This is a genomic window from Escherichia sp. WS1451 (assembly GCF_046487365.1).
Taxonomy (GTDB): Bacteria; Pseudomonadota; Gammaproteobacteria; order Enterobacterales; family Enterobacteriaceae; genus Escherichia; species Escherichia coli.
This window is the reverse complement of sequence record NZ_JBJQJP010000005.1, coordinates 1-14,245: the sequence shown is the minus strand read 5'-3', so window position 1 is coordinate 14,245 and position 14,245 is coordinate 1. Positions and strand designations below refer to the sequence as shown.

The 14,245-nt window shown below is 52.4% G+C and carries 14 protein-coding genes and 4 tRNA genes; 11 read left to right on the top strand and 7 right to left on the bottom strand.

The annotated features are described in order from the left end of the window. Positions 1-122 precede the first annotated feature (122 nt). Positions 123-1,637 (top strand): nitric oxide reductase transcriptional regulator NorR, encoded by a 1,515-nt coding sequence (gene norR / locus ACJHX7_RS08510; RefSeq protein ID WP_000010726.1) that lies wholly within the window; start codon positions 123-125, stop codon positions 1,635-1,637. On the opposite strand, the gene gutQ is transcribed toward norR, so the two are convergent. The 7 genes from gutQ to srlA all read right to left on the bottom strand — a co-directional run bounded on the left by gutQ (position 1,634) and on the right by srlA (position 6,580). Then, entirely contained in the window at positions 1,634-2,599 is a 966-nt protein-coding gene (gutQ, locus tag ACJHX7_RS08505) for an arabinose-5-phosphate isomerase GutQ (protein WP_001287401.1), read from the bottom strand. The two genes, norR and gutQ, sit on opposite strands and share 4 nt — an antisense overlap. Further along, positions 2,592-3,365 carry a glucitol operon DNA-binding transcriptional repressor SrlR gene (gene srlR / locus ACJHX7_RS08500; RefSeq protein WP_000804550.1) on the bottom strand — a complete coding sequence of 258 codons (774 nt, stop codon included), beginning with the start codon at positions 3,363-3,365 and terminating at the stop codon, positions 2,592-2,594. Before srlR ends, gutQ begins: the two co-directional genes overlap by 8 nt. A 66-nt stretch (positions 3,366-3,431) precedes the next feature. Then, complete coding sequence (gene gutM / locus ACJHX7_RS08495; protein ID WP_000252908.1) at positions 3,432-3,791, bottom strand: transcriptional regulator GutM; 360 nt, start codon at positions 3,789-3,791, stop codon at positions 3,432-3,434. A 104-nt stretch (positions 3,792-3,895) separates the two neighbouring features. Next, on the bottom strand, positions 3,896-4,675 hold the full coding sequence (srlD, locus tag ACJHX7_RS08490) for a sorbitol-6-phosphate dehydrogenase (protein ID WP_001077342.1): 780 nt from the start codon (positions 4,673-4,675) through the stop codon (positions 3,896-3,898). 3 nt (positions 4,676-4,678) lie between these two features. Continuing rightward, a complete protein-coding gene (gene srlB / locus ACJHX7_RS08485) occupies positions 4,679-5,050 on the bottom strand; it encodes a PTS glucitol/sorbitol transporter subunit IIA (protein WP_000216198.1) in 372 nt (123 codons plus the stop codon). 10 nt (positions 5,051-5,060) lie between these two features. Beyond that, on the bottom strand, positions 5,061-6,020 hold the full coding sequence (srlE, locus tag ACJHX7_RS08480) for a PTS glucitol/sorbitol transporter subunit IIB (RefSeq protein ID WP_000196926.1): 960 nt from the start codon (positions 6,018-6,020) through the stop codon (positions 5,061-5,063). Further along, positions 6,017-6,580 (bottom strand): PTS glucitol/sorbitol transporter subunit IIC, encoded by a 564-nt coding sequence (gene srlA, locus ACJHX7_RS08475; RefSeq protein ID WP_089583008.1) that lies wholly within the window; start codon positions 6,578-6,580, stop codon positions 6,017-6,019. Before srlA ends, srlE begins: the two co-directional genes overlap by 4 nt. 255 nt (positions 6,581-6,835) lie before the next feature. Here srlA and mltB point away from each other — a divergent pair, with 255 nt between their 5' ends. The 10 genes from mltB to ACJHX7_RS08425 all read left to right on the top strand — a co-directional run bounded on the left by mltB (position 6,836) and on the right by ACJHX7_RS08425 (position 14,220). Further along, positions 6,836-7,921 (top strand): lytic murein transglycosylase B, encoded by a 1,086-nt coding sequence (gene mltB / locus ACJHX7_RS08470; RefSeq protein ID WP_024181831.1) that lies wholly within the window; start codon positions 6,836-6,838, stop codon positions 7,919-7,921. A 144-nt stretch (positions 7,922-8,065) separates the two neighbouring features. After that, positions 8,066-8,563, top strand: coding sequence for a nicotinamide-nucleotide amidase (gene pncC, locus ACJHX7_RS08465; RefSeq protein WP_000132231.1), 498 nt, complete (start codon positions 8,066-8,068; stop codon positions 8,561-8,563). 79 nt (positions 8,564-8,642) lie between these two features. Beyond that, the gene (recA, locus tag ACJHX7_RS08460) at positions 8,643-9,704 is read left to right on the top strand and encodes a recombinase RecA (RefSeq protein WP_000963143.1); all 1,062 of its coding nucleotides are present in this window, start codon (positions 8,643-8,645) and stop codon (positions 9,702-9,704) included. A gap of 68 nt (positions 9,705-9,772) precedes the next feature. Next, positions 9,773-10,273 carry a recombination regulator RecX gene (gene recX / locus ACJHX7_RS08455; RefSeq protein WP_000140506.1) on the top strand — a complete coding sequence of 167 codons (501 nt, stop codon included), beginning with the start codon at positions 9,773-9,775 and terminating at the stop codon, positions 10,271-10,273. A 128-nt stretch (positions 10,274-10,401) separates the two neighbouring features. Further along, on the top strand, positions 10,402-13,032 hold the full coding sequence (alaS, locus tag ACJHX7_RS08450; protein WP_000047171.1) for an alanine--tRNA ligase: 2,631 nt from the start codon (positions 10,402-10,404) through the stop codon (positions 13,030-13,032). Positions 13,033-13,266: 234 nt separating this feature from the next. Then, on the top strand, positions 13,267-13,452 hold the full coding sequence (csrA, locus tag ACJHX7_RS08445; RefSeq protein ID WP_000906486.1) for a carbon storage regulator CsrA: 186 nt from the start codon (positions 13,267-13,269) through the stop codon (positions 13,450-13,452). Between the two features lie 315 nt (positions 13,453-13,767). Continuing rightward, positions 13,768-13,860: transfer RNA gene (locus ACJHX7_RS08440), tRNA-Ser, on the top strand. Between the two features lie 3 nt (positions 13,861-13,863). Continuing rightward, positions 13,864-13,940 (top strand) — tRNA-Arg (locus ACJHX7_RS08435). Positions 13,941-14,004: 64 nt separating this feature from the next. Further along, positions 14,005-14,081 (top strand) — tRNA-Arg (locus ACJHX7_RS08430). Positions 14,082-14,143: 62 nt separating this feature from the next. Further along, a tRNA-Arg gene (locus ACJHX7_RS08425) sits at positions 14,144-14,220 on the top strand. The last annotated feature ends 25 nt before the right edge of the window (positions 14,221-14,245 follow it).

The following is a 14,245-nucleotide window of genomic DNA, read 5'->3' as shown; positions in this document are numbered from 1 at the left end:
TTTTTTATCTGATTGTTTTTACTCTATAAATAAAATTGTGCTCATTAATGAGTAGTCAAAATGACTATCAATAAAATGGTCGATATGACAATATCTATAGTCAAATTGACAGTGAGGCAAAGATGAGTTTTTCCGTTGATGTGCTGGCGAATATCGCCATCGAATTGCAGCGTGGGATTGGTCATCAGGATCGTTTTCAGCGCCTGATCACCACGCTGCGTCAGGTGCTGGAGTGTGATGCCTCTGCGTTGCTACGTTACGACTCGCGGCAGTTTATTCCGCTTGCCATCGACGGGCTGGCGAAGGATGTACTCGGTAGACGCTTTGCGCTGGAAGGGCATCCACGGCTGGAAGCGATTGCCCGCGCCGGGGACGTGGTACGCTTTCCCGCAGACAGCGAATTGCCCGATCCTTATGACGGTTTGATTCCAGGGCAGGAGAGTCTGAAGGTTCACGCCTGCGTTGGTTTGCCGTTGTTTGCCGGGCAAAACCTGATTGGCGCATTGACGCTCGACGGGATGCAGCCCGATCAGTTCGATGTTTTCAGCGACGAAGAGTTACGGCTGATTGCCGCACTGGCGGCGGGAGCGTTAAGCAATGCGTTACTGATTGAACAACTGGAAAGCCAGAATATGCTGCCAGGCGATGCCGCGCCGTTTGAAGCGGTGAAACAGACGCAGATGATTGGTTTGTCCCCAGGCATGACGCAATTGAAAAAAGAGATTGAGATTGTGGCGGCATCCGATCTCAACGTTTTAATTAGCGGTGAGACGGGAACCGGTAAGGAGCTGGTGGCGAAAGCGATTCATGAAGCCTCGCCACGGGCGGTGAATCCGCTGGTCTATCTCAACTGTGCCGCACTGCCGGAAAGTGTGGCGGAAAGTGAGTTGTTCGGGCATGTGAAAGGGGCGTTTACTGGTGCTATCAGTAACCGCAGCGGGAAGTTTGAAATGGCGGATAACGGCACGCTGTTTCTCGATGAGATCGGCGAGTTGTCGTTGGCATTGCAGGCCAAGCTGCTGAGGGTGTTGCAGTATGGCGATATTCAACGCGTTGGCGATGACCGCAGTTTGCGGGTCGATGTGCGCGTGCTGGCGGCGACTAACCGTGACTTACGCGAAGAGGTACTGGCAGGGCGATTTCGCGCTGACTTATTCCACCGCCTGAGCGTGTTTCCACTTTCAGTGCCGCCGCTGCGTGAGCGGGGCGATGATGTCATTCTGCTGGCGGGGTATTTCTGCGAGCAGTGTCGTTTGCGGCTGGGGCTCTCCCGAGTGGTATTAAGTGCCGGAGCGCGAAATTTACTGCAACACTACAATTTTCCGGGGAACGTTCGTGAACTGGAACATGCTATTCATCGGGCGGTAGTGCTGGCGAGAGCAACCCGCAGCGGCGATGAAGTGATTCTTGAGGCGCAACATTTTGCTTTTCCTGAGGTGACGTTGCCGCCGCCAGAAGTGGCGGCGGTGCCCGTTGTTAAGCAAAACCTGCGTGAAGCGACAGAAGCGTTCCAGCGTGAAACCATTCGTCAGGCACTGGCGCAAAATCATCACAACTGGGCCGCCTGTGCGCGGATGCTGGAAACCGACGTCGCCAACCTGCATCGGCTGGCGAAACGTCTGGGGCTGAAGGATTAAATAATCCCGGCCTGATAGAAATCCTGCAGGTTAATTGCGCCGGTGAGTTTGCCGTTTTCATCCACTACCGGTGCGGCGGTGATTTTGCGTTTCATCAGGATTTCTTTGGCGTCGATGGCACGGCTTTGCGATTGCAACGTGGTGCCGCCGACCGTCATCGCTTCATTGACTGGCGTGGTGAGTGCGCCGCCGCCAACCAGCCAGCGACGTAAATCGCCGTCGGTAAAGACGCCTTGTACCTGTTGTTGAGCGTCACATACCGCCACCAGCCCCAGACCAGTGCGGCTGAGTTCCAGCATCGCATCCATCACGCTGGCGGTTAACGCTACCTGCGGAATAGCGTCATCACGGCGCATCAGATGATGCACTTTATTCAGCAAGCGAGCGCCCAGTGCCCCGGCTGGGTGGGAGCGGGCAAAATCTTCTTCATTAAAACCACGCGCCTGCATGACTGCCATCGCCAACGCGTCGCCCATCATCAGGGTATTCACGGTGCTGGAGGTCGGCGCAAGATGCATCGGGCAGGCTTCGCGTTCTACGGAGATATCCAGCACCGCTTTCGCCGCCAGGCCCAGCGGTGACGTCGGTTTTCCGGTCATTGCCAGCAGCGCGATAGATTTGTCTTCCAGACGCGGAATAATGAGATCCAGTTCCTTCGCGCCACCGGAGTAAGAGATAAACAGCATCACATCGCGGCTTTCAATCATCCCCAGATCGCCGTGCAGTGCTTCTGCCGGATGGACAAAAAAAGCCGGTGTGCCAGTGCTGGCAAGCGTTGCGGCGATTTTCTTACCAATGTGGCCCGATTTGCCAATTCCCGAAACCACCACTTTGCCTTCGCAGTGCAGGATGATATTGGCGGCGCGAACAAAATCATCGCCCAGACGTTCCGGTAAATGGCTTGCTTCCTGCAACTCCAGCATTAACGTCTGACGTCCCGCGTTCAGTAGTGCTTCACTCATTGCTCTCTCCGGTTATGATCACGTCGATCCCTTTTTCTTCCAGCGCCTGACGAAACGCTGGATCGATACCTGCGTCGGTAATCAGCTTATCGACGCTTTCAAGACTACAAACCACGTTGGGGCTTTTACGACCAAACTTCGATGAGTCAGCCATCAAAATCACTTCGCGCGCGGCATTACACATCGCCTTACTGACGGTATAGACCTCGTTGAAGGTGGTTACGCCCGCATTGAGATCGATGCCGTCGGTGCCCATAAACAATTTATCGAAGGTGAAATGCTCGAAGGCATTCTCTGCCAGTTGCCCGTGAAATGAGGCCGATTTTTTACGAAATGTTCCGCCTGGCATCAGGATAGTTTGTTCGTTATCCAGTTCGGATAGCGCATTGACGATATGCAGGCTGTTGGTCATCACTGTGATGTTATTAAAGCGCGAGAGCAGGGGAACCATCTGCAAAACGGTACTGCCAGCATCAAGAATGATCGAATCGCCATCATGGATAAAACTAACGGCAGCTTCTGCAATCAGCTCTTTCTTGTGGGTGTTGATGAGTGTTTTATGATCGATAGGCGGATCGGATTCCTCTTTATTCAACACCACTCCGCCATAAGTACGAATGACGGTTCCGGCATGTTCCAGAATGACCAGATCTTTGCGAATGGTTGTTCCTGTGGTGTCAAAGTATTGCGCCAATTCTTCAACCGAGCATTTACCCTGCTTTTGCAGATACTCCAGAATGGCGGCCTGACGCTGACGAGGTTTCATGGGCGTGATTACCTGATTTAGGTTTCAAAATGATAACTTCGCAAGCAAGTAACATTCACAACGAAATTATCCACGTTTCAGTTTAAGCGCCAATGATAGAGCATTCTGTGATAGTGGATCATGGGGAAAGATCACATCGGGCTGTAAATCACCCGCATGCATACCGGTAATTGCGGGAATTTTTTGCGGTCGGGCGAAGACGGTCAGTCCTTTCATAAACAAGGTGTCGACGATGCGCTGCTGATCGTCCAGCGCGATGGCGACCACGACCCGCGGTTTAAAGCGCCCGCTGGAACGGCCCACGCCAACCCGCCCTTGCTGGCATAGTGTGTCGAAGGCACGGTTAAAACGAGAAATTTGCCAGCCGCCTAAGGCCAGTTGCGCACACCAGGCGATAACGGCGACAGTGATGAGTGCGGATACCATAACTTTTCCTTAATGTAGTGGCGGAAGTCCTGTATGCCTGATGAGCGTAGCGCATCAGGCATTCTATAGTCTCACGGAGATCCTTAACGGATCTCCGCTGTTGATCAGAACATCACCTGACCACCGGTGACATTGATCGACTGTCCGGTGCAGTACGACGCCTTAGGACTGGCGTAGAACAGCAGCATATTCAGCACATCCTGATAATCGCAGCCGCGTTTGAGCGGTACTTTATCGATGTAATACTGCTCGACTTGGTCCGGTTTGATACCCAGCTTGGTCGCGTATTGTGGCAATAGCGACTGGAACATAGGCGATTTCAGCAGGTTACCGAGCATCAGCGAATGCACCGTAATGCCGTATTCCGCCAGATCCAGCGCCAGTGATTGAGTCAGCCCTACGCCGCCAAATTTCGCGGCGCTATAACCAGAGTTGTGTTTGCTGCCCACTTTGCCGGATTTTGAGTTGATCTGAATAATGCGCCCCTGAATCCCGTCGCGGATCATCAAACGCGAAAATTCACGCGCACACAGGAAATAACCCACCAGATTCACCTGTAGCGAACGGTCAAAATCGCCGAGCTGGAAGTCGCTGATAAAGGCTGCTTTTGCTATTCCGGCGCTGTAGACCAGCAAATCCACGCGACCAAAGATTTCATCTACCCCACGAGAGAGCGCCAGAACGCTTTGCTCGCTAGTGGCGTCAGCACCAAAACCGTACGCCATACCTTCACCATATTCGGCGTTAATTTCTTGTGCCACATTTGCGGCTTTGTCGCTCTGAATATCGACAACCGCGACGCGATACCCCTCGGCAGCCAGACCGTGGCACAGGAACGCGCCTAATGTTTGCCCACCACCGATGACAACGGCAACCTGATTCATTTTTTACTCCTTAACAGATTCAAACTTCAAAACCGATCCCGGCGCGATATCGTCGGGTACAGGGCCTGCCACATGGACAGTGCCCGGAAATTCCGCTTCGCTTAAACCATCGAAGCGCAGGGTGACATGACCCAGTTCGCGAAGGTTGTCTTCCGCCACGCTGCCAACGGCGGTCACCGGATAGTGATGCTGCCCGAGAGAAAATTGCAAACCGGGATGGAGTGCACCTTTCAACTCGCCGTGGCAATGAATGAAGCAATACTCTTCGAGATCCGCAGGCGCGCCTTCACGAAAGGTGATGAGCATCTGGTCGCTGAGGGCGTCAGTGGCGCTCGCGCCAATACGGGTGATGGTGGTCTGATAAATAACGGTCATGTTTCAGCCTCTATTGATAGATAAAACCGGAGACAAACCAGGCGATCAGTACAGTTGGCGCGCCGGTTAAAAAGCGGCTCACCAGAACAGAAGGGACACCGACGCGAACCGTGTCCTGACGAGCTTCCGCCAGCGACAAACCGACCGGGATGAAGTCGCAGGCCGCCTGCGCGTTGATGGCAAACAACGCTGGTAAAGCCAGATGTGGCGGAATATTGCCAAGGCCAATCTGCACACCAATCAATACGCCGATAACCTGCGCGATAACTGCGCCTGGGCCGAGGAAAGGTGAAAGCAGCGGGAAGGAGCAGATGAGCGCCAGCATGACCAGCCCCAGTGGATGGCTCGCCAGCGGAGCAAGACCGTGGGCAATCCAGTCGCCAAGACCGGAAGCCATAATGATGCCGATAAGCGCCGAGACGAACGCCATAAACGGCAGAATGGTTTTTAATACAGTGTCGATGGTGTCACGGCCAGACTGGAACAGCACGGCAACGGCAGAACCCATACCCATTCCCACCTTCGCCAGTAAACCATCGCTTTGTTCGGTGATTTTCTTGCTGGTGTCATAGTCACGGCCCACGGAAGAGGGTTGTGGTGTCGCATCACCCACTACAGTGATGTTTTCTTCTTTTACGCCAGAGACATAAATATCTTCCACAATGTACTGCGCCAGTGGACCGGACTTGCCCGTCGAGTGGATATTAATGGTGGGAATACGTCGTTTCGGATAGATGCCGCAGCGTAATGTGCCGCCACAGTCGATTACCGCGACACCAATTTCCGCCTCCGCGGGTTCACCTTCTTTAAATCCGTCAATAGCCTGCCAGCCAGTAAGCTGTGCCAGTTTGTCAACAATCGCAGGCCGGGTACCGGCGGTGATATAGACGATTTTTTTTCCCGGTTTGGCTTCCAGCTCAAGCGGGCCGCCCCAGCCACCCGTTCCTTTTTCGATCCGAATACGCGTCATGATGTTGCTCCTGCCAGATGAACTTTTTGTTCAAGTTGAATGCCCATCTTTTTCTCAAAAATAGCGGTGGTCAGATCGGTCACCCAGCCGCGGAAGAAGTTGGTGACCAGACCAACCAGCAGATAACTCACCGCCAGTGGGCCAAGTGGCAGGTTCAGCGTTGTCAGACCGCTGGCAATGCCAAGATAAACAAACAGTTCGCCTGGGTTGATATGGGGGAAGAGGCCATTCATTGAGTGGCAGCTATAAGAGGCGGCCGCGTAATAGCTGGGTTTGTACTTTTCCGGCATAAAGCGACCCAGGCTTAAGGTCATCGGATTGCAAAAGACAAACGTGCCAATGCACGGTAACAGCAGATAACGGGAAACAGGGTTACCGGCGCAACGTTGAGCAAAACGTTCAATACGATTCTGACCGATAAAATTAATCAGTGCGTTCATGATAACCAGCAGACTAATCAACAGCGGAAGAATGCCGGTCACCATCCCGGTAAACACCTCTCCGCCCTTTTGGAACAGCCCGATAAACCACTCTGCACCATGAGTAATGGTTTCTATCATTGTTCTCTCCTTCTGGATTTATTGTTTTATTACCAAACGGCAACCTAATCTAATCAGATTGAAAGATTTAAAAGTGTTATTTTGATCGCAAAATGAAAGATAAATATTTTAATTTGAAAGTTTAAATAAAAGGATAGCGAGGAGAATGAGTTGAGTTATGTAAAGTCCGTATCGGGCAGTGACTACCGCTTCCTTGTGCGGGGCGGGATGCTTTACCATACTTGCCCCTGGTTGAATCTGTTAAATGGACCCCTCATGTTCAAGCGTCGTTATGTAACATTGCTTCCCCTTTTTGTGTTGCTTGCCGCCTGTAGCAGCAAGCCAAAACCTACTGAGACTGAAACGACCACCGGAACGCCGTCTGGCGGCTTCCTGCTTGAGCCGCAGCACAATGTGATGCAGATGGGCGGTGACTTCGCCAATAACCCGAATGCCCAGCAGTTCATCGACAAAATGGTGAACAAACACGGTTTCAATCGTCAGCAGTTGCAGGAAATTCTCTCCCAGGCGAAACGTCTGGATTCGGTACTGCGGCTGATGGATAACCAGGCACCAACCACATCGGTGAAGCCGCCATCAGGTCCGAACGGCGCATGGCTGCGTTATCGCAAAAAATTTATTACGCCGGACAACGTGCAAAACGGCGTGGTTTTCTGGAATCAGTATGAAGATGCGCTGAATCGCGCATGGCAAGTGTATGGCGTACCGCCAGAAATTATCGTCGGGATTATCGGCGTTGAAACCCGCTGGGGACGCGTGATGGGGAAAACTCGCATCCTCGATGCGCTGGCAACGCTGTCATTTAACTACCCACGCCGCGCGGAGTATTTCTCTGGCGAGCTGGAAACCTTCCTGCTGATGGCGCGCGACGAGCAGGACGATCCGCTCAATCTGAAAGGTTCCTTTGCCGGGGCGATGGGCTACGGACAGTTTATGCCGTCGTCTTACAAACAATATGCGGTAGATTTCAGCGGCGACGGGCATATCAACCTGTGGGATCCGGTTGATGCCATTGGTAGTGTGGCGAACTATTTCAAAGCGCACGGCTGGGTGAAAGGTGATCAGGTTGCGGTGATGGCAAACGGTCAGGCTCCAGGCTTGCCAAATGGCTTCAAAACCAGGTACAGCATTTCACAACTTGCCGCGGCAGGTTTAACGCCACAGCAGCCGCTGGGCAACCATCAACAAGCCAGCCTGCTGCGTCTGGATGTTGGAACAGGTTACCAGTACTGGTACGGTCTGCCGAACTTCTACACCATTACCCGTTATAACCACAGCACCCATTACGCAATGGCGGTCTGGCAGTTAGGACAAGCCGTGGCGCTGGCGCGCGTGCAGTAACTATTTGCAAGAGGGGGGCGTGAGCTTCCCTCTGGCTAATCAGCTTTTTTCTGAATCCTCCTCGTAAAATTGCAACGCCAACACCATCTTCCTGACGAAAGTGCTATCTTGTCCGGCATAAATTTTTGACTGACAGAGGTTGTGATGACTGACAGTGAACTGATGCAGTTAAGCGAACAGGTTGGGCAGGCGCTGAAAGCCCGTGGCGCAACCGTAACAACTGCTGAGTCTTGTACCGGTGGTTGGGTAGCGAAAGTGATTACCGATATTGCCGGTAGCTCCGCCTGGTTTGAACGCGGATTTGTCACCTACAGTAACGAAGCCAAAGCGCAAATGATCGGCGTACGTGAAGAGACGCTGGCGCAGCATGGCGCGGTGAGCGAGCCTGTCGTGGTGGAAATGGCGATAGGCGCACTGAAAGCGGCTCGTGCTGATTATGCCGTGTCTATTAGTGGTATCGCCGGGCCGGATGGCGGCAGTGAAGAGAAGCCTGTCGGCACCGTCTGGTTTGCTTTTGCCACCGCCCGCGGCGAAGGTATTACCCGCCGGGAATGCTTCAGCGGTGACCGTGATGCGGTGCGTCGTCAGGCTACTGCGTATGCATTGCAGACCTTGTGGCAACAATTTCTACAAAACACTTGATACTGTATGAGCATACAGTATAATTGCTTCAACAGAACATATTGACTATCCGGTATTACCCGGCATGACAGGAGTAAAAATGGCTATCGACGAAAACAAACAGAAAGCGTTGGCGGCAGCACTGGGCCAGATTGAGAAACAATTTGGTAAAGGCTCCATCATGCGCCTGGGTGAAGACCGTTCCATGGATGTGGAAACCATCTCTACCGGTTCGCTTTCACTGGATATCGCGCTTGGGGCAGGTGGTCTGCCGATGGGCCGTATCGTCGAAATCTACGGACCGGAATCTTCCGGTAAAACCACGCTGACGTTGCAGGTGATCGCCGCAGCCCAGCGCGAAGGTAAAACTTGTGCGTTTATCGATGCTGAACACGCGCTGGACCCAATCTACGCACGTAAACTGGGCGTCGATATCGACAACCTGCTGTGCTCCCAGCCGGACACCGGCGAGCAGGCACTGGAAATCTGTGACGCCCTGGCGCGTTCTGGCGCAGTAGACGTTATCGTCGTTGACTCCGTGGCGGCACTGACGCCGAAAGCGGAAATCGAAGGCGAAATCGGCGACTCTCACATGGGCCTTGCGGCACGTATGATGAGCCAGGCGATGCGTAAGCTGGCGGGTAACCTGAAGCAGTCCAACACGCTGCTGATCTTCATCAACCAGATCCGTATGAAAATTGGTGTGATGTTCGGTAACCCGGAAACCACTACCGGTGGTAACGCGCTGAAATTCTACGCCTCTGTTCGTCTCGACATCCGTCGTATCGGCGCGGTGAAAGAGGGCGAAAACGTGGTGGGTAGCGAAACCCGCGTGAAAGTGGTGAAGAACAAAATCGCTGCGCCGTTTAAACAGGCTGAATTCCAGATCCTCTACGGCGAAGGTATCAACTTCTACGGCGAGCTGGTTGACCTGGGCGTGAAAGAGAAGCTGATCGAGAAAGCAGGCGCGTGGTACAGCTACAAAGGTGAGAAGATCGGTCAGGGTAAAGCGAATGCGACTGCCTGGCTGAAAGATAACCCGGAAACCGCGAAAGAGATCGAGAAGAAAGTACGTGAGTTGCTGCTGAGCAACCCGAACTCAACGCCGGATTTCTCTGTAGATGACAGCGAAGGCGTAGCAGAAACTAACGAAGATTTTTAATCGTCTTGTTTGATACACAAGGGTCGCATCTGCGGCCCTTTTGCTTTTTTAAGTTGTAAGGATATGCCATGACAGAATCAACATCCCGTCGCCCGGCATATGCTCGCCTGTTGGATCGTGCGGTACGCATTCTGGCGGTGCGCGATCACAGTGAGCAAGAACTGCGACGTAAACTCGCGGCACCGATTATGGGCAAAAATGGCCCGGAAGAGATTGATGCCACGGCAGAAGATTACGAGCGCGTTATTGCCTGGTGCCATGAACATGGCTATCTTGATGACAGCCGATTTGTTGCGCGCTTTATCGCCAGCCGTAGCCGCAAAGGTTATGGACCTGCGCGTATTCGTCAGGAACTGAATCAGAAAGGTATTTCCCGCGAAGCGACAGAAAAAGCGATGCGTGAATGTGACATCGACTGGTGCGCACTGGCGCGCGATCAGGCGACGCGAAAATATGGCGAACCTTTGCCAACTGTCTTTTCAGAAAAAGTTAAGATCCAGCGTTTTCTGCTTTATCGTGGCTATCTGATGGAAGATATCCAGGATATTTGGCGAAATTTTGCCGACTGAACGCATACGGGATTTTACTTCCCAGTCAAGAAAACTTATCTTATTCCCACTTTTCAGTTACCAGCCGGGCGGTTAACGACACGCAACGGCTGGTAGCGATATTTCGTTAGCTTGATTTCAGGATAATTATGAGCAAGAGCACCGCTGAGATCCGTCAGGCGTTTCTCGACTTTTTCCATAGTAAGGGACATCAGGTAGTTGCCAGCAGCTCCCTGGTACCCCATAACGACCCAACTTTGTTGTTTACCAACGCCGGGATGAACCAGTTCAAGGATGTGTTCCTTGGGCTCGACAAGCGTAATTATTCCCGCGCTACCACTTCCCAACGCTGCGTGCGTGCGGGTGGTAAACACAACGACCTGGAAAACGTCGGTTACACCGCGCGTCACCATACCTTCTTCGAAATGCTGGGCAACTTCAGCTTCGGCGACTATTTCAAACACGATGCCATTCAGTTTGCATGGGAACTGCTGACCAGTGAAAAATGGTTTGCCCTGCCGAAAGAGCGTCTGTGGGTTACCGTCTATGAAAGCGACGACGAAGCCTACGAAATCTGGGAAAAAGAAGTAGGGATCCCGCGCGAACGTATTATTCGCATCGGCGATAACAAAGGTGCGCCATACGCATCTGACAACTTCTGGCAGATGGGTGACACTGGTCCGTGCGGCCCGTGCACCGAAATCTTCTACGATCACGGCGACCACATTTGGGGTGGCCCTCCGGGAAGTCCGGAAGAAGACGGCGACCGCTACATTGAGATCTGGAACATCGTCTTCATGCAGTTCAACCGCCAGGCCGATGGCACGATGGAACCGCTGCCGAAGCCGTCTGTAGATACCGGTATGGGTCTGGAGCGTATTGCTGCGGTGCTGCAACACGTTAACTCTAACTATGACATCGACCTGTTCCGCACGTTGATCCAGGCGGTAGCGAAAGTCACTGGCGCGACCGATCTGAGCAATAAATCGCTGCGCGTAATCGCAGACCACATTCGTTCTTGTGCGTTCCTGATCGCGGATGGCGTAATGCCGTCCAATGAAAACCGTGGTTATGTACTGCGTCGTATCATTCGTCGCGCAGTGCGTCACGGTAATATGCTCGGCGCGAAAGAAACCTTCTTCTACAAACTGGTTGGTCCGCTGATCGACGTTATGGGCTCTGCGGGTGAAGACCTGAAACGCCAGCAGGCGCAGGTTGAGCAGGTGCTGAAGACTGAAGAAGAGCAGTTTGCCCGTACTCTGGAGCGCGGTCTGGCGCTGCTGGACGAAGAGCTGGCAAAACTTTCTGGTGATACGCTGGATGGTGAAACGGCTTTCCGTCTGTACGACACCTATGGCTTCCCGGTTGACCTGACGGCTGATGTTTGTCGTGAGCGCAACATCAAAGTTGACGAAGCTGGATTTGAAGCAGCAATGGAAGAGCAGCGTCGTCGTGCGCGCGAAGCCAGCGGCTTTGGTGCCGATTACAACGCAATGATCCGTGTTGACAGTGCATCTGAATTTAAAGGCTATGACCATCTGGAACTGAACGGCAAAGTGACCGCGCTGTTTGTTGATGGTAAAGCGGTTGATGCCATCAATGCAGGCCAGGAAGCTGTGGTCGTGCTGGATCAAACGCCATTCTATGCGGAATCCGGCGGTCAGGTTGGTGATAAAGGCGAACTGAAAGGCGCTAACTTCTCCTTTGCGGTGGAAGATACGCAGAAATACGGCCAGGCGATTGGTCACATCGGTAAACTTGCTGCGGGTTCTCTGAAAGTGGGCGACGCGGTGCAGGCTGATGTTGATGAAGCTCGTCGCGCCCGTATTCGTCTGAATCACTCCGCAACGCACCTGATGCACGCGGCGCTGCGCCAGGTTCTGGGTACTCATGTATCGCAGAAAGGTTCACTGGTTAACGACAAAGTGCTGCGCTTCGACTTCTCACACAACGAAGCGATGAAACCAGAAGAGATTCGTGCGGTCGAAGACCTGGTGAACGCACAGATTCGCCGTAACTTGCCGATTGAAACCAACATCATGGATCTCGAAGCGGCGAAAGCGAAAGGTGCGATGGCGCTGTTCGGCGAGAAGTATGATGAGCGCGTACGCGTGCTGAGCATGGGCGATTTCTCCACCGAGCTGTGTGGCGGTACTCACGCCAGCCGCACTGGTGATATTGGTCTGTTCCGCATCATCTCTGAATCGGGTACTGCTGCAGGCGTTCGTCGTATCGAAGCGGTAACCGGAGAGGGCGCTATCGCCACCGTTCATGCAGACAGTGATCGCTTAAGCGAAGTCGCGCATCTGCTGAAAGGCGATAGCAATAATCTGGCTGATAAAGTGCGTTCAGTACTGGAACGTACGCGTCAGCTGGAAAAAGAGTTACAACAGCTTAAAGAACAAGCTGCCGCACAGGAGAGCGCAAATCTTTCCAGTAAGGCAATTGATGTTAATGGTGTTAAGCTGTTGGTTAGCGAGCTTAGCGGTGTTGAGCCGAAAATGTTGCGTACCATGGTTGACGATTTAAAAAATCAGCTGGGGTCGACAATTATCGTGCTGGCAACGGTAGTCGAAGGTAAGGTTTCTCTGATTGCAGGCGTATCTAAGGACGTCACAGATCGTGTGAAAGCAGGGGAACTGATTGGTATGGTCGCTCAGCAGGTGGGCGGCAAGGGTGGTGGACGTCCTGACATGGCGCAAGCCGGTGGTACGGATGCTGCGGCCTTACCTGCAGCGTTAGCCAGTGTGAAAGGCTGGGTCAGCGCGAAATTGCAATAATATAAGCGTCAGGCAATGCCGTGGACTCGCTTCACGGCATTCGCATTAACGCTATCGACAACGATAAAGTCAGGTTGAAGTTGTGTATATCGGCTAAACTTAGGTTTAACAGAATGTAATGCCATGACTGCTTAGATGTAATGTGTTTGTCATTGCTTACTTTTTGGCGTTATATGATGGATAATGCCGGGATACAGAGAGACCCGACTCTTTTAATCTTTCAAGGAGCAAAGAATGCTGATTCTGACTCGTCGAGTTGGTGAGACCCTCATGATTGGGGATGAGGTCACCGTGACAGTTTTAGGGGTAAAGGGCAACCAGGTACGTATTGGCGTAAATGCCCCGAAGGAAGTTTCTGTTCACCGTGAAGAGATCTACCAGCGTATCCAGGCTGAAAAATCCCAGCAGTCCAGTTACTAATCTTTCCGCGTCTCATCTTTATCGGTGAGACGCACCCTCAAAATTTCTCTTTCACTCCATTGTCTTTTCGCTTTATTCCCGTTCATTCAACTTAAGTCTCCATTTTTTTGCATTACTGCTATCTGTCAGACCTCCGTTTTTCTGTTGATAAAACACTCTTTTTGACGTTTTTACAGACTAATTGAGCGTGAAGTGTGCAAACGATAAAAGTGTGGGAAAAATTGTTTGACTTATAAGTCTCAGAAAGTAATATGTGCGCCACGCAGCGACGATGAGCGATAAACAAGTTCTTCGAAGCACTCGTAAGAGGCGTGTGGTGAGGTGGCCGAGAGGCTGAAGGCGCTCCCCTGCTAAGGGAGTATGCGGTCAAAAGCTGCATCCGGGGTTCGAATCCCCGCCTCACCGCCATTTGCATCCGTAGCTCAGCTGGATAGAGTACTCGGCTACGAACCGAGCGGTCGGAGGTTCGAATCCTCCCGGATGCACCATCTCTTACTTGATACGGCTTTAGTGGCGGTATCAAAAAATCTGCAGTAAAGTAAGTTTCCCGATGCATCCGTAGCTCAGCTGGATAGAGTACTCGGCTACGAACCGAGCGGTCGGAGGTTCGAATCCTCCCGGATGCACCATCTCTTACTTGATATGGCTTTAGTAGCGGTATCAATATCAGCAGTAAAATAAATTTCCCGATGCATCCGTAGCTCAGCTGGATAGAGTACTCGGCTACGAACCGAGCGGTCGGAGGTTCGAATCCTCCCGGATGCACCATCTCTTACTTGATATGGCTTTAGTA

Bases quoted from the DNA above. Each gene is read 5' to 3' on its own strand.
- norR (WP_000010726.1), top strand. From the start codon at position 123: ATGAGTTTTTCCGTTGATGTGCTGGCGAATATCGCCATCGAATTGCAG.
- gutQ (WP_001287401.1), bottom strand. From the start codon at position 2,599: ATGAGTGAAGCACTACTGAACGCGGGACGTCAGACGTTAATGCTGGAG.
- srlR (WP_000804550.1), bottom strand. From the start codon at position 3,365: ATGAAACCTCGTCAGCGTCAGGCCGCCATTCTGGAGTATCTGCAAAAG.
- gutM (WP_000252908.1), bottom strand. From the start codon at position 3,791: ATGGTATCCGCACTCATCACTGTCGCCGTTATCGCCTGGTGTGCGCAA.
- srlD (WP_001077342.1), bottom strand. From the start codon at position 4,675: ATGAATCAGGTTGCCGTTGTCATCGGTGGTGGGCAAACATTAGGCGCG.
- srlB (WP_000216198.1), bottom strand. From the start codon at position 5,050: ATGACCGTTATTTATCAGACCACCATCACCCGTATTGGCGCGAGCGCC.
- srlE (WP_000196926.1), bottom strand. From the start codon at position 6,020: ATGACGCGTATTCGGATCGAAAAAGGAACGGGTGGCTGGGGCGGCCCG.
- srlA (WP_089583008.1), bottom strand. From the start codon at position 6,580: ATGATAGAAACCATTACTCATGGTGCAGAGTGGTTTATCGGGCTGTTC.
- mltB (WP_024181831.1), top strand. From the start codon at position 6,836: ATGTTCAAGCGTCGTTATGTAACATTGCTTCCCCTTTTTGTGTTGCTT.
- pncC (WP_000132231.1), top strand. From the start codon at position 8,066: ATGACTGACAGTGAACTGATGCAGTTAAGCGAACAGGTTGGGCAGGCG.
- recA (WP_000963143.1), top strand. From the start codon at position 8,643: ATGGCTATCGACGAAAACAAACAGAAAGCGTTGGCGGCAGCACTGGGC.
- recX (WP_000140506.1), top strand. From the start codon at position 9,773: ATGACAGAATCAACATCCCGTCGCCCGGCATATGCTCGCCTGTTGGAT.
- alaS (WP_000047171.1), top strand. From the start codon at position 10,402: ATGAGCAAGAGCACCGCTGAGATCCGTCAGGCGTTTCTCGACTTTTTC.
- csrA (WP_000906486.1), top strand. From the start codon at position 13,267: ATGCTGATTCTGACTCGTCGAGTTGGTGAGACCCTCATGATTGGGGAT.